Below are 22,030 nucleotides of genomic sequence, written 5' to 3'. Positions count from 1 at the left end.
ACAAAGGAACATTAAATTTCCTAACTTGATCTTACAAATTACTACTACTAATAACATGAACAGACAAATTTATAGGCTGGTCTATCTACTCAGTTTGGCCCTTTTATTCGTAGCATGTCGTACTTCTCAGCCATCTGCTGATACGATTTCTTCCTTTTCGATATACGAAAATGAATCCGGAGATTCCTACCTGATCAGAGCAGGAGATACTAAAGCTGCTCTTTTGATTCATGAAATGAAAGAGGAATCCCGTCCTTACCTCCATTCCTTACAATTGCCCGGTTCCCAAAAATTTCTGGCAGAAAACGAAGGTCTGTTCTGGGCTTTCTCTAATCTCAATGGCCGTAATTATTTAGAGGAAAATGGGGCGGGCTATTGGAAGAAGGTTTCAAGTGAGATATTGAAAAAAGAAGGAGAGCAAGTCAAATGGCAAATCGTTTATCAATACCTGAATGAAGAAGGAACTGGCATCCTGGAAGAAAGCCAGATTTGGTCCATGAGTGTATTGGGGGAAAAGGTGAGTCTGGATTTGGAATGGGAAGGGAAAGCCCTGACGGATGTCGAAATAGGGAGCTCAAGTGATAATGGCCTGTTCTTCTCCCATATAGTAGGAGAAAAGCAAATTGTAAATGCAGCACGACAAAGAAATGCCCAGGCCAATGGCAAACGTGCGATGTGGATAGACTTAAGTCTGGATCAGTCGGAAAGTCCCTTTCATGTAGCGCTTTTTGATCACCCTTCTAATGCCGATTTCCCTCAAGCCTGGACAGTAAGCAATAGGGGATTAGGGAGCGGAAGTATGAGTCAGAAAGGAAGGGCTTTGCAAAAGGGGGAGTCTCTATTGTACCAACATGAATTATTGTTCTATAAAGGGCGTTTGGATGATATTACCATGCGCGATGACTGGAATTCCTTTATCGGAGAAGATGGGATGTACACAGGTGTGGCTCTTTGGGGGCTTGCACAGGAAGAAGGTCGGCAGGCTAAATTTCTAAATCCTCAGGAAGCGGTTGATAATATGACGATCAAGGAAGGTTATGGAGTAAATGCATGGGCCTCCGAACCCATGATTACTCAACCAATGGCTTTTTGCTGGGATGATAAAGGCCGCCTTTGGATTGCCGAGAATCGAGACTATGAAAACCGAAAAGAAGGTTTTTCAAATTTTGGGAACAGCCGCATCCTTATTTTGGAAGATACCGATAAAGATGGAGTCGCAGATTCGAAGAAAGTATTCCTGGAAGGGATTCCCTTCCCTTCCGCTATCGCGGTTGGATTTGATGGACTCTATCTGGGAGCTCCGCCTAACTTTATGTTTGTTCCGGATGCTGATCAGGACGATAAAGCCGATGAAGAGGATATAAAAATCCTTCGTACGGGTTGGGGAATTCGGGATCGCCATGAGACCATAAACAGCCTTCATTGGGGGCCTGATGGTTGGCTCTATGGGCTTGAAGGATTTGCTACTCCTTCTCGTATTCGAAAACCTGAAGGCGATGGGAAAATGTATAAGCACAAGGATCCTTTTCCCGAAGATATATTTGAGAAAGAAGGAGTTGATATCAATGGTGGTGTTTGGCGTTACCATCCCACCAAAGACATTTTTGAAGTGGTTTCTCATGGCTTCAGCAATCCCTGGGGCATAGATCATGATCCTAAGGGGCAATTGTTTATCAGTGCATGTGTAATCCCCCACCTTTTCCATGTCATTCCCGGGGGCATCTACCATCGCCAGGGAGGCCAGCACTTCAATCCTTATGTTTACCAGGACATTCAGACGATAGTGGATCACAGACATAGATCAGCCCATGGAGGAGCAAGAGTATATCAATCTGATGCCTTTCCGGCAGATCAACGGGGCCGCATCTTCATGGCCAATATCCATGAGCATGCAGTACTTTCAGATGAACTCAATCGAAATGGTTCAGGTTTTACTGCCAGTCATGGAGAAGATTTTATGTTGGCCAATAATGCGCAGTGGATAGGATTTAGTATGGAGGTGGGGCCTGATGGAAATCTCTATGTCCTGGACTGGCATGATGCAGATATTTGTGGGAATTCCGTACAGCAAAAAGAAACCGGACGGGTATTCCGCATTTACCCAGAAGAATCACAGGCAAAGAACTGGGAAGGAAGGTATGCAGATTTATCCAGCCTCAATGACGAACAATTGGTGGATTTACAATTGAGCGAAAGTGATTGGCACGCAAGAAGGGCTCGTGTGATTCTTCAATACAGAGCCAGCAAAGGCGAAATATCAAAGGAAGCCAAAGCCAAACTTCAGGATATGCTTTGGAATAACCAGGATGGCGACCTCAGACTACGTGCGATGTGGACCTTACATGTGAGTCAGGCTTTTCGAGACAATGATCTGGCCAAAGCGCTGGAAGATAAGGATGAATACATCAGGGCCTGGGCCGTTCAATTGCTGACCGAGGATAAGGATCTCAAAGAGGAAATGGCTTCAATGCTGATTGATATGGCGGGCAAAGATGCTTCTGCTGTGGTTCGACTTTATCTGGCAGCAGCTATGCAGCGGGTTGATACCGAAACGGCATGGCGACTTGCTACAAATCTCCTGAGCAGAGATCTCGACAATGCCGATCCCAATATTCCTTTGATGACCTGGTTTGGACTCGAACCTTTGGTAAACGATAACTTTGCTCGTTCGATGTCTTTGGCTCTGAACAGCAAAAATCCCATGATCAGTCAGTTCATCTCTCGCAGATTGGTAGATGGAGATCATATGGTAAAATTGATTGTATCTCTCAATGCCAATTCCACTAATACCGAAGCCATATTGAAAGGTATGCAGAAAGCCCTGGATGGTCGCTCGGATGTCAAAGAACCCAATCCCTGGGCAGCCACAAGAGATAGATTGCGAACAAACCCTGCCTTTAAGGATGTGGTGCAGGACATTTCCCGATTGTTTGGGAGTGCCGAAGCTGCGCAGGCTTATATGAATGTTCTTTCAGACAAGGATGCAGATCTGGAGGAGCGAAAGAAAGCCTTACGGGCCTTGGCTAGTCAAAAATGGCCGGAAATCCATGGAAAACTGGAAGATCTGATGCAGGAAGATGAATTGCGCATAGAAGCTATCCGCGCGATGGCTCAATATGAGAATTATGATTTAGGCCTGACCCTGATTAAAGACTATCCTTCCCTTTCCTCTGAAGAAAAATCAGAAACCATCCAAAGCATGGCTACCAGAAGAATGTATGCCAATATGCTAACAGAAGCCATCAAGAAAGAGCATGTACCCCGTAAAGATATCCCCGCCTATGTTGCCCGACAATTGAGAAGAGTAATGGGCAATGGCTTTGTCGAAGTTTGGGGACCTATCGATCAATTGGCTGAAAATACACAGTCAGAGATTGAGCGATATACGGAACTTCTCTCAGAATCTGTGTTAAATGCAGCATCTGCCAGCAATGGTAAGCAGCTTTTTAGCAAGAATTGTGGAGCCTGTCATATTCTGGATGGAGCTGGTGGAAGAATAGGCCCGGATCTCACGGGAGCCAATAGAGGAAGCATTGATTATTTGCTGTACAATATGCTGGACCCTAATGGAGACATCCAGGATGATTACAAAATGCAGGTAATCACGAGTCGGGACGGACGAACGTATCTGGGAAATATCGCCGCTGAAAATGATCGTCAGATTGTGATGCGGATTGTAGGTCAGGAAGAACTGATCATCAATAAAGCCGATATTCAGAGTAGAGAAAGTTCGGAGGTTTCCATGATGCCGCAGGGACTCTTACAGACACTTTCAGATGAAGAAGTAGCTGATCTGATCAAATACATCATGATTGTGGGGGGTACAGAAGAAGTAGCTACTGATTAGATACTAAAAAGAGATTTGATCCGATTGGATTGACGGCGGGAGACTTCAACTTCTTCCCCGCTTTTCAATCGGATTTTTAGTTTTCCATTGAACCATGAATCCAGTTTTTCAATATGGTTGAGGTTGATGATTTGTTGGCGATTGACCCGGAAAAATATTTCAGCATCCAATACCCCTTCCAAATAATTGAGGGATTTGTGGATCATGGGTTTTCCCCCTTCAAAATAGACTTTTGAATAATTCCCCACTGACTCAAACATGCGAATATCTCCTAGCTTGATAAACCAGCATTTTTCCCCATCCTTTACAAATACCTGCTTCCCAATTCCCAGCGTTTTTGGTTGCCCATGAGGCGCCAAATCCAGTTTAGCCAATGCCTTCTCTAATCGATCTTTTTTGATCGGTTTCAGCAAATAATCTATGGCATTATAGTCAAATGATTTGATCGCATATTCATCGTAGGCAGTCGTGAATATCACTTTTGGTAGTTCATCCAGACTCTCCAGAAACTCAAAGCCGTTTTGTCCGGGCAAATGGATATCCAGAAATACCAGATCGGGATTTTCCTGAAGAAGCAGCCTTTTTCCCTGTTCAGCATCTTCAGCTTCTAATATTTCGCTAAAACTTCCCAGATCAGCCAGCATCGCGATGAGTTCCTGACGGGCGAGACGGGAATCTTCTATTACCAGACAAGTACTCATACCAAAGGAATATTTAAACGTGCTACCACAAAGTCTTTTTCTTCATACATATCAAACTTCGCTTTGCCATTATAAATGAGCTCAAGCCTGCGAGATATGTTTTCCAATCCTACTCCCAGTTTCTCTCCCAGCTTGGCCGATTTTTTCAGGCTGCCGGAGTTTTTTACTTCAATGTCCATATTTTGCGGACTTCTCGAAATATCTATCCTGATTTCTCCCCCTGCTTTATTTTGGGAAATGCCATGTTTGACTGCATTTTCGACCAGCAATTGCAGGATCATAGGTGGAATTTTTATTTCTCCTAAACCCTGCGAAACAGACAACTCATACTGGAGTTTATCCTCGTATTGAATAGATAGGAGTTCCAGGTATTGATTGACAATTTCCAATTCTTCTTCCAGATCAACTTTGGCTTGATCGGTATGCTTAAGCGAGTATCGAAAGAGGTCGGAGAAATTGAGGAGCATATCTCGAGCCTTATCGGGATCTTCGAGAATAAGGGCTCGGATATTATTGAGGGCATTGAAAACAAAATGAGGATTGATTTGGGATTTCAAAGAGCCCAATTGAGCATCTTTCATTTCCGCTGCCAGTTTCCATTTTTCTATCTCTGCTCTATTCCAATTATTGAAGTAGTGGATGAGGAAATAGATCAGGTTCCAAAGCCCCATGATGATAGTAAATATGAAGAAATTGGAGAAGAGGCTGGGCAAGTTTATGCCAGGAGTAGGATATATGATATAGCTGGCAAAGACAACCGAAGCAAGAAATAAAGTGGTAAGTAAAAGGGTCGAACCAACAATCAGTAAAAGCAGTTGCCTAATCTTCCACTTTTGCCAATCCATATCCTTGATTAGCTTACGGTAAATGCTGGTAATGGCCAGTCCGAAAATGAAAGGAAGAATGGCATTGCCCAGTAAGTAGTCCCAGGGGAATCCTCCTATTAATTGCACCACAAAATTTGACAGCCCAATCGTTCCCCATCCCAGACTCTGGTAGATCCAGAATTGCTTATTACCGGTTTCGATCATAATCTATAAAGATACATAGGGACAGCCTTATATCTGTCCCTTTTGGTTTATTGTTTTACTACCCAGGCAGAAATGAAGTTGAGGGCTTCTGGATTGAAGGTCTCTTCAATTTCAGCATATTCTGAGGGCGCTCCGGTTTCGGCTTTTTGGAAAAGGTGGTTTAAAGAAGCAAATTCTTTGGTTACAACTTCCTTGTTTCCCGCTTTTTTCAAACTTTTCTTGATCCCTTCCAGATTCTCTTTGGAAGGCACCTGTAAATCCAGTTCTCCATTCACCGCTAGTACCGGACACTTAACTTTTGAAAGAAAGTCATCGGGTTCGAAGGCCATAAAGTAACGAAACCAGGGGCTGAGCAATACATTGGTTTGGGTAGCGAAAAAGCTTTCTTTATCGCCTATTTCTGCCTGCTGTTCTTCGCTCAGAGATTTATAGGATTCTTCCAGTATCACCTCCATTTTTTCTTTGAGTTCATCTCCATCTGCCTTCTGGTTCGCATTCATGAGTGCATAAATTTCTTTCAAAACTTTATTATTGGATTCGCGAACTTCATCAGGAGCACCACTGGCTTTATTTATAAGATCACTTTGCATGAGCATCAGTTCTGGAATATTGATTCCCGGTCCAGCCAATAAGGCAATAAAATCAACAGATTTATTTTTGCTGGCAACAATAGGAGCGATCATGCCTCCTTCACTATGTCCCATCAATCCAATTTTTTTGCCCTTCATATCATTTCTGCCTTTGAGGTAGGCAACTGCTGCTGAAGCATCATGGGCGAAATCCATAGAAGTAGCAGATTTAAAATCACCTCCGGATTCGGCTACTCCCCGATCATCATATCTCAATACTGCAATGCCCTTACGCGTGAGATGATCAGAAAGGACTAAGAAAGGGCGATGATTCATGGGACCCAATTCTTCATTTCTATTTTGTGGTCCAGAACCGGAAATAAGTACAACCACTTGCTCAAATTTCCCATCGCTGGGGTAGGTGAGGGTGCCGGCCATTTCGTGGCCACCCTCATTTACAGTAAATTTCACTTCCTCTTGTTCATAGGGGAAATCCTGTGGATCCTGAGGTCTGGGCTCTGGCTTCTTTTTCTCTACTTTTACTTCCTCTCTACCTAGTTCCAAAGGTAGATCCATGCCTGCTTGTTTAAAGCTTCCTTCGATTTTGTCGCCGGATTCAGAAAGTGTCCCTTCATAGGACATTCCCAAAGAAGGAGCTGAGATGCTGAGTTTTCCTTCTTCAAAAGTAGTTGTACCGGTCGGGATTCCGAAAGCTCCCTGATCCGGGCTGTCCATTTTGCTTGAGTAAGTAGAGCCGTCTTTTTCTATGTGAAAGACTACTCGGAGTGTAGTGCCTTGAACACTTAAAGCACCATTCCAGCTACCGCTAATGTCTTGTGCCATGCCAAATGTGCTTAGTATAAAACTGATGATAGATAAGAATACTTTTTTCATAATCGTTGTGATTTTCCTCTAGATACGCCCGTCGGGATGCTCAGGATGAAGATTTATGAGCAACGGTCAAATAAAATGATGAACGGTCACAGCTTTAGTCGTCAGAGGAAATACATTCTTACCAACCCAGATATTTCAATACTGATGCATCCCCTTTCAAAGCATTTGCTGGCAGAGGGTGTTCTTTATCAAATACCTGAAGTTCTTCTTCACTCAGGAGTTGAAAGAAATCTTCTTTTGGAGGTCCCTGAAATTCCAGCATATTGATATTGAGCTTGAGATGGTGCGCAAAAAACATATACATGGGAGTTCGTTTTGAATAGCCATAATCATGTCTTTCCGAGGGGAAGTGAACTTGCTCCAGTTTGTGCTCTGCATCATAAAGAGCATAGACTTTGCGGATATAGGGATATTCTACCCTTGGGGTGTTTCGGGTCCAATCTCCTCCATCTGAAAGCATCAGCATCGGTCGGGGAGCCATTAAAGCGCCTATTTCTACATTATTTGTTTGTAAATGTTCAGACTTATGAATGGGCATTCCACTTTCGCAGACGCATCCTCCAAAAAAGTGGGCTGAAATCTGAATGGCGGGAACTGCAGCCTTGATTCTTTCATCCAGGGCCGACAATACAAAAGTTTGCGTGCCACCGCCTGAAGCTCCGGTCATACCGATCCTTTCCCCATCTACATCTTCTCTCGAAAGCAAATATTCCAGTACACGTTTGCTATTAAATGTTTGCAGGTGTAAAGCAATCGGAATATTATGATCGAGCTGTTGAGATTCTCCATAGCCCAGCATGTCATAAGCAAATACGATAGCTCCCATTCTTGCCAAAGCCGCACAACGAATCTGCATTGCTTCCCGCATACGCCCATTCTCCCAATGTCCATGAGGAGAGAGAATTGCAGCATGTTTTCCTGTTTTTTGCAGTGGTCGATACAGATTACCCGTAATATAAAATCCGGGAAAACTTTCGATGGCAATATTCTCTACACTATAGCCATCCATTATTCTTTTCTTTCTGATGATGGGATTGAAATTTCCTGATAGCTGCGGCATTTTTTCCCATTGCATACCAAGCTTCATTTGGGTTTTTATCGCTGAGGCTCTTTCTTCCCAGCTGTCTTTATCATTCCACAGTTCGGCAAATTCTTTCATTCTCTTATTGCCTTCATCTTCCGACCAGTAGGCACCCTGACAAAGCATGTTCTCTTGAGCCCAAAGCTGGAATGTGAATAGGCAGGAAATCGTTAGTAAGAAAAATCTTTTGTAGTAGTTCATAGCAGAAAGCTTTCCAGAAATTAGACTTTTCTCTTTGGAAATGCACATCTCGGCAAGATGAAAAGAAAAACTCCCGACTCTTTGACAAAGCCAGGAACTTTCATTTTGAGCTTAAGCCAATCGCTACTTTACTTTAACAGCGGTCCATACGGAAAGGAAATCTCTGCCCAATGAATGGGTGGTACCCATGAGTTTGCCCTCTTTGAAAATAGCTGTAGTATTATAATCTCCCGATCCGTCATCCGTAACAAAGGCGAAATAAACGCCATCAAAATTGATGTTTACCCTTCCTTCCCGAAGTTTACTATAATAGAAACTCCCTTTTAGCCCAAGTGGACTGATTTCTTTGATGACCAATTCGGTGAAATTATCATCCTCCAGGTTAGCTGGGCTTAGGTCCAGTTTCCAGGTGCCTTCGAGTTCTTTAAATGGATCCTTTTGCTCCTGATTTTGAGCAGTTGCCAGTTGAACGACTAGTAAAATACTGAGGCCAATAAGTATCTTTTTCATGTTTGTTGATTTTTATGAAGTGAAAGAATATGCCACAAGAAAGGACTCATAGACACGCTTATCGGCTCAATTGGAGAAATGAGACTTTATTTTGAAGTAAAGGTCGTGGATTTTAGTTCTTTGGGGGATTTTCCTGTCATTTGTTTTACCACCCGATTGAAAGAAGCTTTGGAATTGAATCCAGCTTCAAAGGCAATTCCTAATAAAGTGAAATTCTCATATTGATGGGAAGCCAGCATTTCCTGTACCTCGGCAAGGCGAAATTCATTGATGAACTGCTTAAAGCTTTTGCCTAGAATCTGATTGAGACTTTCCGTAATCAGGTAAGGTTTGACTTCGAACTTTTTAGCCAGAGAATGCAGACTCAATTCCGGATCGGTAAATAATTTCTCCTCCCTCATACTTTTTTCCAAACGTAGAGCCAGGGCCTGCAGAATTTCCTGATTCTGACTGGAAGCCATTTTCTTCTTTTTGTAGGGGACCTTATTCCTGTGCGCAAAACCCTGAAGACCGATCCAGTAGGTGATCGCAGCCAGGGCTAAGAAGGGAGGATAAAAGTCAAAATGGTTGAAGGCATAATTGAAGAAAATAAAATCGACTACTACGATCAGAATAAATAGACCGGAATAGATACTCAATACCAGCAAGAGCTGTTTAATCCACTTGAGATTTTCTATGATCAATTTCTGCGACTCATTCTGTTCGGCCCCTTTCAATAAGTGTACAGACTTTCGTGTGTAGATCAGAATCATCAAAGCAGCGATCAGGTACATAAACGGAGTATGCATCCACAAAACATAGCCCCAGTACCCGGCCCAGCTCAGGCTTTCCCGGGTTCCATCCCAATAGAAATTCTGACTTTTGATAAAAAAACTAAAAAGAAATTCGATCAGGACCGGAAGAAAATGCCAATAATCCTTTTTGCTAAAGAGCAGTTGCGGATAAATATAAGCCCGGATAAAAAAGAATATCAAAGGCCCATATATCCAATTATATTCGAGGGTGATATGGTAGGCAAAATCAAAGTAGCCAATCTCAAAAAATTTGAGGGCCTCTGCCAGCAAGCGATAGGAAAAGAAAAAAAGCAGGATCGCCAGCCATTTATGAGCCTTTTGATTGGGCCCTTTATCCCGAATCAGGATGAGCCCCATGATAAGCCCCTGCAAGCATCCCAAAAATAAGACAACGGTAAATAAAAGAATACTGGCTTCCATGTAATTGAGATTTTATCTCACTACATAGCTTAACTTTATAACAAAGAAATGGTTTTGTTGAATTTAATCATTGTTATTACTCAAATGAATGAGGACAGCCGTGAATAGAATACTATTTCTGAAAGCGGTAGGATTTCCGTTCCAGCTTTCTGATTGCCACATCATAAACCATTCTCCTCCCACAGCAATAAATCCTGTAAACCATAAGAATAATCCCAAACAAAGTCCGTAAATGCCGTATTTTTTAGCTTGAACAAAGACTTTATTTGTTTCCTTACGTGCTTTCCACAATCCCCAAACTCCTCTCATACAAAGCAAGAAGATGCTCAGTTCTGTCAGGATGATTCCAACATAAAAAATATGATGAGCTGTAGCTGATTTTATGATTCGATAAGCAGGAGGAGTTGCAGAAAAGGTATCCGTCATTCCCATTACATTGGAGACAAAAGCAAAATTGGAGTCATAGTCTGTAATATTATTCAGGACAACCAGCAGCATATAAAAGCCCACCATAAATAGCAGGAGGATTTTACTCAGACGGATGGGGTTCATGAGAGATTTTGTTCTTTCTCTTCAAGATACGGATTTATCTCCTGAGAAATATTGAGTTGATTGATCTCCTTTTTTGAGGGAATAAACGGTAGAGCAAGGACCTTCAAAATCTCTGTGCTTTTGGGATAGAGCTCTGGCTCAGCAACGCCCAATCTTTCCGGGGCTTTGTTTGGATTGTAGGAAAAAGTACCAAAAATGAGGTCCCAGAAAGTAAGGAAAGCACCATAATTCCTGGCCTCTTCTATATTGGCACTATGGTGATTGCGGTGAAGTTCTGTACCGATGAAGATATAATTGAGAGGCCCGGCTTTGATTTCGACATTGAAATGGGAGATCAGGCCTTGTAAACTCATGAGGAGATTGAGGATAAAAATGCTTTCCTGACGAGCTCCCATCAACCATAAGGTCCCCTGAATAATGAAGAAAGTGAAAAACGCATTGATGGGATGAAATACTGCATGCATAAGGAGATAAACCTCTTCTGGCAGGTGATGGGCAGCATGGGATTTCCAAAGAAATGCACCCAGTTTGCCCGGCATTTCATGGCTAAGGCGATGATACCAGTATTGAAAGAATTCGAAAAATAGAGCGGTAAGTAGAAAACCACCCAGGATTGTACTGTCTTCCAATAGGCCTGGATTCCCCTCACTCGCATTGATCAGAATCAGGCCGAGGATAAAGTCAATTAAGCGGAAACTAAGTAAGCCTACTCCGACATATTTCAAATCACGGAAGAAGGAACGCCAACTCATTTTCCAGGCCTTTTTCATGGGGAAACTAAATTCTACAATAACGCAGAGGGCCAATCGAACTCCAGCTATCCAGGAGTAGGTGATGCCCAAATTCCAATCGAGGCTTATCGCCAGATATGCTCCAATGATGTGAGAAAACAGAAGTATCGGGTAAAAAGCATAGGTAATAAATCGCTTCATCTCTTTTTTCTGTAAAGGAAGCGGACCTAAGTTTCAGCAGCTTTTCAAATCCTGCTATTTTTTGATAATGGGGATAAAGAGTTCACGAGGGCTATCGAGATACCTAAAAGGAGTCTCATTTTTAGCAACTTGAAACTTCTCCATAGCTATGGGAGTCTTGATGGCGTAGTTGAGGTGGAGGAGGTATTTATGGATGCCCAGTAATTGTTCTCTGAGAACATCCATATTGCCAAGGACTTCGAAATGCAGAAAATAGCCCCCTTCCATATTGGCATTGTGATTGGCAGTTTTTTTTGAGGGCAATCCAATCAGATACCTACAATCCAAGGGATCATGATGAATGGGTGCATCCAGGTAAATTCCATAGATGATTCTATCTTCATCTGGACAAAGCTCCTTTGCTTTAGCTTCTATCTCTTCCGGTATGGGATGGATCAATTGGGTCTTGAAATACTGATGACCCAGGTAGGATATCTCCAAACCTTTCGTTAGCCGATAATGTTCTTCTGTAGCTGTGGCATCTCCCTGATAAGTCGGCCTTTGTTCCTTTTTGAATCGACTGGGACTCATCCTGAAATATTGCTGGAAAGACCGACTGAAACTGGAAGGGGAGGAGAAACCACTTTCAAAAGCCAACTGTATCATTTTAAGACCGGGATTGAGTACCATAACATGGGCTGCATGTTCCAGTCGGAGTTTTTCAATATATTTTTGCGGCGTGAGTCCGTTTTCCTCAACAAAAAGACGATGAAAATGAAAAGCGGATAAGCCCGCTTCTTCGGCCAACATTTCTGTGGTCAATTTCTGCCTGAACTTTTGAGAAATCAGGACCAGGGCTTTTTCAATCTCTATGCGCATAAAATGACACTTGACCTTAAAATTATAGATACAAAGAAGTTCAAACTTTACAAATCCTGCTATTTCTGAAGAAAAAAGATTCCGCCTATAATCTCTTTTATAAATTGAATTGTCACCGAATTCTTTCTAATTTCTATTCTCATTACAGGATCTAAGAAAAAGAATATGCTACTAGGATTTGCAAGTGCGATATTAGCGGATTTGGATTTAGAAGAAGTACTGAAATTTGCCGGCGAAACCGGATATGACTGTGTTGAAGTCATGTGCTGGCCAAAGGGGAAAGCAGAAAGACGTTATGCGGGAGTTACCCATATTGATGTCAGTGATTTTGGAGTGGATGAGGCAAAGGAGGTTCATCGACTTTGTGAGAAATATGGAGTTAGCATAAGTGCTCTCGGCTATTATCCCAATCCATTGGTAGGAGATAAGGCAGAAGGAGACGTTTATATTGACCATATCAAAAAAGTGATAAAGGCAGCGGCTCAATTGGGAATTTCTCAGATGAATACTTTTATCGGTCGTGATCATACCAAATCTGTCGAAGAGAACTGGCCGCGATTTATGGAGGTTTGGAAGGACATTATCGCCTACGCAGAATCCATGAAGGTGCGTGTTGGTATTGAAAACTGCCCCATGATTTTTACGAATGATGAATGGCCGGGTGGAAAGAACTTAGGAACAACTCCAGCCATTTGGAAGAAGATGTGGGAGGATATTCCCAGTGATCATTTTGGGCTCAATTATGACCCTTCTCATATGATCTGGCAACACATGGATTACCTTTCGCCGATGAGGAAGTATGCTCACAAACTTTTTCATATACATGCCAAGGATGTGCGCATCGATCGACACTTGTTGGACGAATATGGGATTATGGCCCCTCCCAATAAATGGCATACCCCTAAATTGCCGGGCATGGGAGAGATTGATTGGGGGAAATTCTTTTCCGTTTTGACAAGTGCCGGATATGATGGGCCCGTTTGTGTGGAAGTGGAGGATAGAGCCTATGAAGGCTCGCTGGAAAAACAAAAACTTTCTTTGGTTCAAAGCCATACCTATTTGCGACAATTTATTCCCAAACTATAATTAGCCCTTATGCCTTCTTTGCCATTCTTTGTCGGATGTTATACCCAAGCCGTAGCACATGCGCCTAACGCCTGTGGGGAAGGTGTATATTCCTGCAACCTGGATTTGGAAACGGGCGTAATCGAGCAGGTGCATACCTCTGAAAAGGGCATGAATCCCGCTTATCTTTCCCATGATGAGCGAGCAGGCATTCTCTATGTTTCCCAGGCTTTTCAAAAAAAGGAAGGCAAGGTAGTGAGTTATGAGATCAAAAAGTCTCAGAAACTTAAGCGGATAGACAAGGTGCAGGCGAGCGGGAAAGCTGTCTGCCATGTCTTGCATCATAAAGGGAGGGTCTTTGCTACTTCTTATGCAGATGGACTATTGGATGTATTTGAGAGTAAAAAAGGAAAGCTAAGTCTGGAAAAGTCTTTTAGTTATAAAGGAAAAGGACCTAATAAAGCTCGGCAGGAAAAAGCGCATGCACATCAATCTATTCTTTCCCCTGATAAGAAGTATCTGTATGTATGCGATTTAGGTTCAGATAAAATTTGGAGTCATAGACTAAAAAAGCCTTTGGAAAAGGCAAAAAATGCACTCAGTCTTCCTCCGGGTTCGGGGCCCCGGCATATGGTTTTCCATCCTGCCGAACCCATCGCCTACATTCTTTCTGAATTGACGGCCATTTTATCTGTAGCAAAATATCGGAAATCCTCGGGTGGACTCAGTATTAAAAACGAGATCAATACCTTGCCTCCCGATTTCAAGGGAATGCCTTCTTCAGCCGCCATCCGGATTCATCCAAGGGCTCGAGCATTGTATGTGAGTAATCGCCAACACAATAGTTTTACGGCTTATGCTATAGATAAGGAAGGAAAGCTATCCTTTATGGCAAGACTTCCTTCCGGGGGAAAGGAGCCTCGCGATATTCAGGTCGATCCCAGTGGGAGTTTTTTACTCTGTGCCAATCAGAATAGCAACAATATTTCGGTTTATAAACTGGACAAGAAAGGAAGACCTATCCCGGGTATTGTGCATGTGTTTGAATGTAAGACGCCCGTTTGTATTGAATTTTAGCTTAAAACAGCCTTCATCTCATCCATGATCCCAGCTACTAAAGGATGGGCACTGGTCTCTAATAAGGGTAAAGGAGTAAACGCTCCTCCGTAGACCTTCATTTTGGCGCTTTTATCTGCACCCGCTGCTATCAGGAATTCGCTTATAGCTACCAAATTTGCAGGAACTTGTTGACGCCATAGTTCCATACCATTGCTTGCGCAATAGTGGAGGATACTGGCCTGGTGACCATAGCTGGACCTGAGCTGAATGATCTCAGGAGATTCTTTAACCAAAGACTTTAGCTCAGATATTTCTCCCGCCAACAAGAGATCCACCAATTGCTCAAAATCCTGATGATAGGCTTGATTCCCAAGTGCTTCAACTTTCTCCCATTCTCCAAATCCATACTGAGCCGCTATGCAGCGAAAAGCATCTGCCTTTGACAGCTTGTTTTCTTTTATTTCTTGCCATTTTTCACCCAAATAGTTCGGATGGTAATTTGATAATTCTATGGCGACTACTTCATGCTCACTCTTTATACCTGACCAAAGCTTTTCAGCCAAAAGTCTCAAATGTTCCTGCACGCTATAGTGGAGATGAAAATCCTTAAGAAGCTCTCCATAGAATTCCTGAACTTGCTGGACATGGGGATGTTTATAGATTTTCATGAATATGGCTTTTGGGAAAAAGGTAAGAAGTAAAAACAAGGAAGGTAAAAGCGGAAAATTTTCAAATTAAAACTAGCTCCTTCCTTCTCCATTCTCCAATCCTTGTTCCTTGTTCTTCAATTCCTCAATCAACAGCCTCCTGCATAATAATGAATATTGGGCGTTCCGGAATCATCCAGGATTTTCGCCCAACCTTCATAGGTATTGATAATCTGGGGTTCACCCTCTTCCATTTGATTGCAGGGATGCTCTTTGTATTGTTTGACCTTTACTTTCGCCCACAATCCCTTGACCTCTCCAGTAAGGCTTATTTCCATTTCATCTCCACGCATGGTAACTATTTTTTCAAATTCAGTTCCCACTCCTTTGCGTAGATTCAAACCTGAATCATTGGCATAGTAGCCCAGGAAGTTTCCGCTGTTTTTTACAAGAAAATCCATCCAGTATGATAGGCTAAAGCCCTGTTTGTTGATCTCCTCCTTTTTGACCCAGTAGGTTTCATTGATACGAACAAAGCCTGCACGTTCTTCCCAAAATTCCAGGCAATATACTTCATAACTCAAGCGATGCATATCCTCAAACTTCAGCATCTCTGAACCAGATTTGGGATAAGTTTCATAGCCGTAGTATTCCTGCGAATTTTCCTGCTTGCCAGGAAGAATGCATCCTCCTATAGAATTGTCTCTTGCTTCCTCATAGAGGGTAAACCCACTTTGAGGTATGGCTACGCAACATTTATAAGTTGTCCCCATTTGTTCGGGGGGGAGGATCAGGCCCACTTTTGGAGACTGACTAAAGCAATATGAGAAAAGAGCAAGGAGAAAGAGGGAACTGAGAAGTAAAGGCTTCATGATTCTTTGATGCTTTGATAGAGTAGTTCTCCTTTTTCGTCATAAAAACTGAAAATGAGTTTAGTATTTCCATTCGCTGATTCAGTGGCTAGGTGGAGAAAGCCACCACTGGCCTCATCTGCTTCGTCCTGTATATAAAATTGTTTGATCAAGGCCTCGGGATCTGTACTTTTCGGACCACCTGCAACACGGCCCACTCGGCTATTATTATCAACGAGTGCACCGCAGGCAAATTCTTCGAATCCACTGGGATGTTTAGCATGGTATTGCCAATGGCGATCCCCACAAATGAAAAAGAGCTTGTCATGAGGGAATTCTTCTTCATTTAGCCAGTCAAAAAAAGCTTCTCCCTCCTGTCGAAATCCGTTGGGATTTGTGTGATTGTCTTTTTTGTAGGCATCATCGGGTCCAACCATAGGAGTAGGGGAGATGATGATTTTGAAGCTTGCATCACTTTTTTTCAAACTCTCCTTCAGCCACGCTTTCTGTTCTGCCCCCCAAATCGTTTTTGTGTTAGAAGGCTCATCCTGATTATTACTACGATAATCTCTACCTTCCAGGAACCAGACTTCTAGCTCCTTATTCATGCGATGCTTGCGGTAGGTTTTCGCAAGAGGATCTTTGGGATCTACTACCGGTAATTGCTCCCGGAAGTTTTTGATTCCTAATTCATGAGAGATCGGAAAGTCTCGGAAAGGATCCGCATCATTGAATCGGTAATCATGGTCATCTTTTTCCCAATAGGTACCCACTTGTCTAAAAAGTTCTATAAACCTTTGCTGGCTAAACTGTTCATGGTATTTCTTTCGCATTCCGGCTTCATCCTCGACAGCCTTTCCTCCATAGGTAGCCGGATGGGGATTATCACCTCTTTCTTGTGCAGCTTTGAAGCCCTTTTGGTTAGGATGATCGAAATACACATTATCTCCCGTTCCAATGAAATAATCTGGCGCCAAATTTTTTATAGCCTCCAGAGCCGGGAATCCTTTCTCTTTATCTGCCCCTTTATATGCTTTGGCTGCATTGTATTTTCCATAATGGAAGTAGTAATTATTCATTCCGGTAACTACCACAAAAGAGCGATCACTACTTATTTCAGCTCCTGCCAGGGTTTTAAAACTTCCGGGTTTGCTAGTGAGATAAAGCTTACCGACAGTTCCATAGAGTAAGCGATAGTAATAGCGAGTATCAGGGAGGAGATCATTTAGCTGAAATTTCATGATGTAGTCCTGCTTCTTCAGCGCAAGCACATTGTGTGTAAAAGTTGGAGAGGAAAAATCCTCATTGGGACTTACTTCAAAGATACCTGTGCCTGTAATTCCCGGCATATCATCCTCGATGAGCTTGGGGCTGGTAGTTAGGCGGGCCTGAAGAATTGCAGAATTTTCGCTCACTTCTCCAATCATAATGCCTTGTCCCAGATGAAATTTATATCCCTGCGTTTCCAAATCGCAGGAGGCGAGTAAAGAAAACAGCAATAGTAGTAGCAAAGACTTTTTCATAGATTTGACTCAAGAAAACTATGCTACAAAATAACAGAAAATTTGGGCTAAAATCCTGATTGATGAGCTATTGCATAATTTGATCGAGATCAATCCGATAAATATTACCCGCTCTATTTCTGATTTCCTTTTGCAAACTGATAAATTGATCTGGATGCTTAAGTTTCTTCGGGGCTTCCTCCCCTGAATTACTGGTGAAGTACAAATTCCCTCTGGGAAGGTCAATGAAAGGACAGTAGTCGAGAGCGGGGGTATTAATAGCAGTTAGCGGATAAGCCTTTTGCCAATTCCCTGCCTCATCTTTTTTGCTCAGGTACAAATCTCCCCCTCCTTTGCCATCTGCTCTTCCAAAAGAACTAAAAACAATGATATCTTCTTTGGGAGATACATAGGCATTGAATTCATAGGAAGGCGAATTTACCGCTGAGTCCAGGGCAATAGGCGCTGTGTAGTTCCCATTCTCCCATTTGCTGAGGTAAATATCTTCTCCTCCCGGATGACCCGGATAGGCAGCTGTGAAATAGAGATTACCACTTTCGCCAACTGCCGGAAAAAATTCATTTCCCCGGGTATTGATGAGGCTATCCAGGGCAAAGGGCTCTGACCAGGAATCTCCTCTGCGCTCGACATACCAGATATTGTAGTCTTTGCGTGAGCTATCCTCTGCTATGGGCCGATTGGAGGCAAAGAATAGTTTTTGATCGTCCGGACTGAAAAAGGGTTCTAAATCATGGTAGGAACCGGAAAAGGGAAGAATGCTTGCTTCCTCCCACTTCTCGCCGAATTTCTTGATGCTGATTAAAGCCCTTATGCCATAGGTATGGTTTCCACGGGTAAAAATAAGCTCAGTTCCTGCGGGATTTATAGCAAGGTCTCTTTCATTTAGGGGAGTAGAAACATATCCAGGTCCAAACAATGCAGTTGAATCCGGTTTTGTCAAAAGGTCCAGTTGATTTGCTGTTTCCGCTTGCCTGGGTTTGGAGCAGGCAAAAAAGAGGGTCAGAATAGCTAGTAGTAGGCTAATTTTTTTCATTGGTCTGAGGTGGTGGCTAAAAACAGATAACGAGAGGAGTTTGGATGGGGTGGGCTAATTTGGTCTTTTACGTTTGGTTTTTAAAGGGGAAAAAGATTCGATAAATTGTAATAGAAAGGGTCTTGCCTATCAAATAGGGATACTACTGCTTACTTACATATGTAATTAGAGCCAATCTATTATTTAGTAAAAATACAGCAGATGAAACTACGTATAGTACCTCCCGTTCTCACATTTCTTTCTGGCCTGGCCATGTGGGCCATCGCAAATTATATTGAATTCGGTGAATTTGAAGTTGAGGCTTCCTGGAGAAAGTCTGTATTTTTGGTTTTTATGATTTTGGGATCTGCAAGCGGAATGGCAGCAATTATTGCCTTTCGAGCAGCTAAAACAAGTCTTGATCCCATGAATCCTTCCAAGACTTCTGTACTGATTACTGAGGGTATCTTTCAATGGACCAGAAACCCGATGTACCTCGGTCTTTTGGCTATCCTGATCGGTTGGGCCTTTTATCTGCAAAATGCCCTGGCTTTATTTGTACTGGCTTTCTTCTATGTCTATATGAGTCGAGTTCAGATTAAATCAGAAGAAGAAGCTCTTCAGGAGAAATTTGGTGAAAGCTATACCGTCTATACCGAGAAGGTAAGGAGGTGGTTATAGAGAGGTATTCTCGTGTTCTGGTATTCAGGTGTTTTTGTGATTATTTCATAAACACGAGAAGACAAGAATACTTAATTTTTCTTGTCTTCCTGTCCTACCCACCAAATCCATGCGATGAATAGGAATTGAACAAATATCCTGACCCATGCAGCTGTTTTACTGCCAATGGCCGGGTTTTCCTTAAATAAATCCCAAATGTGGAGAGGTAGAAAAGCTAGCATAAGTCCTATGAGGCCCCATGAAGCGAGTCTACGGTATTTGGGAATAAGCAAAGCAATTCCCATGATAATTTCTGCTGCTCCCGAAGCATAATTTGCCAAATCTTTTGGGAAAAAATCGGGCATAAAAGGTTCATAAAATGCAGGATTCAGAAAGTGATTGACTCCACCATAGATCATAAATGCTGCCATGAGTAGGCGGAGGATAAGTTTAAGGGTGTTCATGTATTCTTGTTTTCCAGGATTCTGGGGATTCCTGTTGTGGATTAGTAAGATTTTTTATCAGAGGTAAAAAGTTCTCTAGAATACCTGAGCACAAGAATACTAGAACACTTTCCCTATTCCCCCGGTCGATATTTCCTTTCAGAATTCTTCATAACATCTTCCCGGTAATAATAGGCTTCTTTAAATTGACCTTTGCTAAACCTAACCGCCTGATCGCCGAAGTGTTTGGAATCAGGTTGATTGCTTTGGCCACCGCTGACGATGGTTTGGGCTTTGAGTTTAGGGCCAAATTCGACGACTGCTACAAAGCTATTACCAGAGCGGCCATAGCGTCTTTTGGTTCCCGGTGATCTTGTGTTGAAAGCAGCCAGCGAACCCCAGCGAGAACTGCTAAATCCAACAGCAATACTTTCTCCCTCATCATCATAGCTTTCTTCTATTTTTCCGGTCAGCCTTTGATATCGATTGATCTCACCCCAGGGCGTTTTCCAGGTCCCAAAGTCTTCTTTCAACTTATCCATCGCCCGTTTAAAGGCAGCTAGTTTTTCTGTAGCTGAAATTTTGTCTATCAACAATTGGTCAAACATGCTCTGTCTCCTTTCAAGCCGGCTAGTATTTGCCAATACCGTGGGGCGTAATTGCTCCGCCCAATAAATCGCCAATGAAGTTTCAATGGATTCAACCCCATATCCTTTATCCCAACTTCTCAATAGATCAATAGCTTCTTTCATGTCCTGATTTCCACTCTTTTGTTGATCATATGCCGCTACCAAAGCAGGAATGGTTTTTTCAAAAAAGGCCAAATATGGATCATTGGCAGCCTCTTTCAAATCTTCAATATCGAAAGAAGTATATCTACTCAAGACCTTTACTGCATTGATTCCTCTAAAGTTTTCCAGATCAGGTGCAATGTATTCTGCATAATTGCTTCTGCTGGGACTAGCATTTCCCGCTACGGTATAAGGCGTGGCATTGCAATTCTGAATCCAGCCCGTGGAAGGATTTAGCACATGGATCATTTCTTTGACTTTGTGCAGCCTTCCCCAATCAGTCCTGGGATTACTCCCATCGATCAAGCCGTTATAGTCATATTCAGGATTTCGCTTAGGAATGAAATTGCCGTGCCAGTAGGCGATATTACCTGAATTATCTGCATAGACCGTATTATTGGAGGAATTGGTTCGGATTTTCATCGTCTTATTGAATGACTTATAGCCCGTAGCTTTGGTTCGCATAAATGATTGCGTTAGGGCATCAAGCGGCCGATTCATCATTCGAAAGCTGATCCATTTTTCTCCCTGACTTCTTATGATAGGTCCATGATGGCTAAAATAGAGGGTGAATTCTTTTCTTCTGATTTCATCTCCAGAAGTATAGGGAATGGATACTGTCTTTTCAGTTATAGCTCTTTCTTTTTTCCCATACTTATAGAAGTATTTATTTCCTTTTTTGATGATGGTCTCTTCGTATTGATCTATCGCATCTGCATAGGTAGAGGTATGCATCCATCCACAGTTTTCATTGAAGCCCTGGTAGATGAAAAATTGGCCCCAGGTTACGGCTCCATAGGCTCTGAGTCCTTCTTCACTATTTACATGGAGTTCGGAACGGAAATAAAAGGATGTATGAGGATTAATGAGGAAAAGGGAATTTCCGCTTTTGCTTTTGGCAGGTGCAATCGAAAATCCATTGGAACCTGTAGGTGCTTCTTCCAATGCCCAGCGATCATCGAGAAAACTCATTTTTCCATCTCCATAAAAGGCCTTGACTCCCTGAAGAGGAATACGGGTTATATCACCTCCTATGCTTCCTTCACTAAAAGTAAAAGGCATCCAGGGCTCGAAGCGTGTCAGATAATCCGTTTTGACTTCCGGATGTTTATACAAGTAAAAATTGATACCATCTGCAAAGGCATCACAAAGGTCTTTCATCCATTGTGGACTTTTCGCATAGTAGGCTTTTGCTTCCACCGAATCGAGAAACATGCGAGCTCTTAAATCATGATAAATATAATCTTCCCCATAAGCGAGGGCCATTTGTCCTGTGGCGTCCAGATAATTTCTTTCGACCCGCGCAAAATCATCTTCGCACTGGACATAGAGCATTCCAAAAATGGCATCCGCATCTGTTTTCCCATAGACATGAGGGATGCCCCAGCTATCTCTGATTATTTCGATTCCTTCTGCTCGTTTTTCCCAGCGAGCGATTTCTTCGGGGCTAAAGGAAAAAGAGGAAAGATAGGATAGACTTAGCAAAAGTAGCAGTAGGTTTCTCATTATTGATCATTTGGTTGAAAGGCTAATGGAAATTAGCATTTCTTTTTGATTCGAAGAAGGGAGTTGCAAGGCAAAGAAGGAGG

At 42.6% G+C, this 22,030-nt stretch carries 19 protein-coding genes; 4 read left to right on the top strand and 15 right to left on the bottom strand.

Going from position 1 to position 22,030, the window contains the following annotated elements; genetic code table 11:
* Positions 1-55 precede the first annotated feature (55 nt).
* Positions 56-3,847 carry a DUF6807 family protein gene (locus R8P61_15250; GenBank protein ID MDW3648421.1) on the top strand — a complete coding sequence of 1,264 codons (3,792 nt, stop codon included), beginning with the start codon at positions 56-58 and terminating at the stop codon, positions 3,845-3,847.
* Here the strand turns inward: R8P61_15250 and R8P61_15245 are convergent.
* The 9 genes from R8P61_15245 to R8P61_15205 all read right to left on the bottom strand — a co-directional run bounded on the left by R8P61_15245 (position 3,844) and on the right by R8P61_15205 (position 12,390).
* On the bottom strand, positions 3,844-4,548 hold the full coding sequence (locus tag R8P61_15245; protein ID MDW3648420.1) for a response regulator transcription factor: 705 nt from the start codon (positions 4,546-4,548) through the stop codon (positions 3,844-3,846). The two genes, R8P61_15250 and R8P61_15245, sit on opposite strands and share 4 nt — an antisense overlap.
* Positions 4,545-5,579 carry a histidine kinase gene (locus R8P61_15240; GenBank protein ID MDW3648419.1) on the bottom strand — a complete coding sequence of 345 codons (1,035 nt, stop codon included), beginning with the start codon at positions 5,577-5,579 and terminating at the stop codon, positions 4,545-4,547. The genes R8P61_15245 and R8P61_15240 overlap by 4 nt, the downstream gene beginning before the upstream one ends.
* 47 nt (positions 5,580-5,626) lie before the next feature.
* Positions 5,627-7,042 (bottom strand): alpha/beta fold hydrolase, encoded by a 1,416-nt coding sequence (locus R8P61_15235; protein ID MDW3648418.1) that lies wholly within the window; start codon positions 7,040-7,042, stop codon positions 5,627-5,629.
* Positions 7,043-7,160: 118 nt separating this feature from the next.
* Positions 7,161-8,324, bottom strand: coding sequence for an acetylxylan esterase (locus R8P61_15230; GenBank protein ID MDW3648417.1), 1,164 nt, complete (start codon positions 8,322-8,324; stop codon positions 7,161-7,163).
* 123 nt (positions 8,325-8,447) lie between these two features.
* Entirely contained in the window at positions 8,448-8,834 is a 387-nt protein-coding gene (locus R8P61_15225; GenBank protein ID MDW3648416.1) for a hypothetical protein, read from the bottom strand.
* 86 nt (positions 8,835-8,920) lie between these two features.
* A complete protein-coding gene (locus tag R8P61_15220) occupies positions 8,921-10,048 on the bottom strand; it encodes a helix-turn-helix domain-containing protein (protein ID MDW3648415.1) in 1,128 nt (375 codons plus the stop codon).
* Between the two features lie 63 nt (positions 10,049-10,111).
* Positions 10,112-10,600 carry a DUF2165 domain-containing protein gene (locus R8P61_15215; GenBank protein ID MDW3648414.1) on the bottom strand — a complete coding sequence of 163 codons (489 nt, stop codon included), beginning with the start codon at positions 10,598-10,600 and terminating at the stop codon, positions 10,112-10,114.
* Positions 10,597-11,532, bottom strand: a complete 936-nt coding sequence (locus R8P61_15210) for a sterol desaturase family protein (GenBank protein MDW3648413.1) — start codon at positions 11,530-11,532, stop codon at positions 10,597-10,599. Before R8P61_15210 ends, R8P61_15215 begins: the two co-directional genes overlap by 4 nt.
* Before the next feature lie 54 nt (positions 11,533-11,586).
* The gene (locus R8P61_15205; GenBank protein MDW3648412.1) at positions 11,587-12,390 is read right to left on the bottom strand and encodes a helix-turn-helix domain-containing protein; all 804 of its coding nucleotides are present in this window, start codon (positions 12,388-12,390) and stop codon (positions 11,587-11,589) included.
* A gap of 165 nt (positions 12,391-12,555) precedes the next feature.
* Between R8P61_15205 and R8P61_15200 the strand changes: the two genes are divergently transcribed.
* Both R8P61_15200 and R8P61_15195 read left to right on the top strand, forming a co-directional pair.
* A complete protein-coding gene (locus R8P61_15200) occupies positions 12,556-13,476 on the top strand; it encodes a sugar phosphate isomerase/epimerase family protein (GenBank protein MDW3648411.1) in 921 nt (306 codons plus the stop codon).
* A gap of 9 nt (positions 13,477-13,485) precedes the next feature.
* Complete coding sequence (locus R8P61_15195; protein ID MDW3648410.1) at positions 13,486-14,532, top strand: lactonase family protein; 1,047 nt, start codon at positions 13,486-13,488, stop codon at positions 14,530-14,532.
* Here R8P61_15195 and R8P61_15190 read toward each other — a convergent pair.
* The 4 genes from R8P61_15190 to R8P61_15175 form a co-directional block, all read right to left on the bottom strand.
* A complete protein-coding gene (locus R8P61_15190; GenBank protein MDW3648409.1) occupies positions 14,529-15,182 on the bottom strand; it encodes a hypothetical protein in 654 nt (217 codons plus the stop codon). The two genes, R8P61_15195 and R8P61_15190, sit on opposite strands and share 4 nt — an antisense overlap.
* Before the next feature lie 128 nt (positions 15,183-15,310).
* On the bottom strand, positions 15,311-16,033 hold the full coding sequence (locus R8P61_15185) for an SH3 domain-containing protein (GenBank protein ID MDW3648408.1): 723 nt from the start codon (positions 16,031-16,033) through the stop codon (positions 15,311-15,313).
* A complete protein-coding gene (locus tag R8P61_15180; GenBank protein ID MDW3648407.1) occupies positions 16,030-17,535 on the bottom strand; it encodes an alkaline phosphatase D family protein in 1,506 nt (501 codons plus the stop codon). The genes R8P61_15185 and R8P61_15180 overlap by 4 nt, the downstream gene beginning before the upstream one ends.
* 67 nt (positions 17,536-17,602) lie before the next feature.
* Positions 17,603-18,568 (bottom strand): exo-alpha-sialidase, encoded by a 966-nt coding sequence (locus tag R8P61_15175; GenBank protein MDW3648406.1) that lies wholly within the window; start codon positions 18,566-18,568, stop codon positions 17,603-17,605.
* Between the two features lie 201 nt (positions 18,569-18,769).
* Between R8P61_15175 and R8P61_15170 the strand changes: the two genes are divergently transcribed.
* Entirely contained in the window at positions 18,770-19,228 is a 459-nt protein-coding gene (locus tag R8P61_15170; protein MDW3648405.1) for an isoprenylcysteine carboxylmethyltransferase family protein, read from the top strand.
* A gap of 71 nt (positions 19,229-19,299) precedes the next feature.
* Here the strand turns inward: R8P61_15170 and R8P61_15165 are convergent, their stop codons facing one another.
* Both R8P61_15165 and R8P61_15160 read right to left on the bottom strand, forming a co-directional pair.
* Positions 19,300-19,671, bottom strand: coding sequence for a DoxX family membrane protein (locus tag R8P61_15165; GenBank protein ID MDW3648404.1), 372 nt, complete (start codon positions 19,669-19,671; stop codon positions 19,300-19,302).
* 113 nt (positions 19,672-19,784) lie between these two features.
* Complete coding sequence (locus tag R8P61_15160; protein ID MDW3648403.1) at positions 19,785-21,947, bottom strand: penicillin acylase family protein; 2,163 nt, start codon at positions 21,945-21,947, stop codon at positions 19,785-19,787.
* Positions 21,948-22,030 lie beyond the last annotated feature (83 nt).

It is taken from the genome of Bacteroidia bacterium, assembly GCA_033391075.1.
Lineage (GTDB): Bacteria > Bacteroidota > Bacteroidia > J057 > J057 > JAWPMV01.
Note: the sequence above shows the minus strand (reverse complement) of the source record. Positions and strands in the feature narration are given on the sequence as shown.

Coding starts and splice junctions, on each gene's coding strand:
- R8P61_15250 (MDW3648421.1), top strand. CDS start 56: ATGAACAGACAAATTTATAGGCTGGTCTATCTACTCAGTTTGGCCCTT.
- R8P61_15245 (MDW3648420.1), bottom strand. CDS start 4,548: ATGAGTACTTGTCTGGTAATAGAAGATTCCCGTCTCGCCCGTCAGGAA.
- R8P61_15240 (MDW3648419.1), bottom strand. CDS start 5,579: ATGATCGAAACCGGTAATAAGCAATTCTGGATCTACCAGAGTCTGGGA.
- R8P61_15235 (MDW3648418.1), bottom strand. CDS start 7,042: ATGAAAAAAGTATTCTTATCTATCATCAGTTTTATACTAAGCACATTT.
- R8P61_15230 (MDW3648417.1), bottom strand. CDS start 8,324: ATGAACTACTACAAAAGATTTTTCTTACTAACGATTTCCTGCCTATTC.
- R8P61_15225 (MDW3648416.1), bottom strand. CDS start 8,834: ATGAAAAAGATACTTATTGGCCTCAGTATTTTACTAGTCGTTCAACTG.
- R8P61_15220 (MDW3648415.1), bottom strand. CDS start 10,048: ATGGAAGCCAGTATTCTTTTATTTACCGTTGTCTTATTTTTGGGATGC.
- R8P61_15215 (MDW3648414.1), bottom strand. CDS start 10,600: ATGAACCCCATCCGTCTGAGTAAAATCCTCCTGCTATTTATGGTGGGC.
- R8P61_15210 (MDW3648413.1), bottom strand. CDS start 11,532: ATGAAGCGATTTATTACCTATGCTTTTTACCCGATACTTCTGTTTTCT.
- R8P61_15205 (MDW3648412.1), bottom strand. CDS start 12,390: ATGCGCATAGAGATTGAAAAAGCCCTGGTCCTGATTTCTCAAAAGTTC.
- R8P61_15200 (MDW3648411.1), top strand. CDS start 12,556: ATGCTACTAGGATTTGCAAGTGCGATATTAGCGGATTTGGATTTAGAA.
- R8P61_15195 (MDW3648410.1), top strand. CDS start 13,486: ATGCCTTCTTTGCCATTCTTTGTCGGATGTTATACCCAAGCCGTAGCA.
- R8P61_15190 (MDW3648409.1), bottom strand. CDS start 15,182: ATGAAAATCTATAAACATCCCCATGTCCAGCAAGTTCAGGAATTCTAT.
- R8P61_15185 (MDW3648408.1), bottom strand. CDS start 16,033: ATGAAGCCTTTACTTCTCAGTTCCCTCTTTCTCCTTGCTCTTTTCTCA.
- R8P61_15180 (MDW3648407.1), bottom strand. CDS start 17,535: ATGAAAAAGTCTTTGCTACTACTATTGCTGTTTTCTTTACTCGCCTCC.
- R8P61_15175 (MDW3648406.1), bottom strand. CDS start 18,568: ATGAAAAAAATTAGCCTACTACTAGCTATTCTGACCCTCTTTTTTGCC.
- R8P61_15170 (MDW3648405.1), top strand. CDS start 18,770: ATGAAACTACGTATAGTACCTCCCGTTCTCACATTTCTTTCTGGCCTG.
- R8P61_15165 (MDW3648404.1), bottom strand. CDS start 19,671: ATGAACACCCTTAAACTTATCCTCCGCCTACTCATGGCAGCATTTATG.
- R8P61_15160 (MDW3648403.1), bottom strand. CDS start 21,947: ATGAGAAACCTACTGCTACTTTTGCTAAGTCTATCCTATCTTTCCTCT.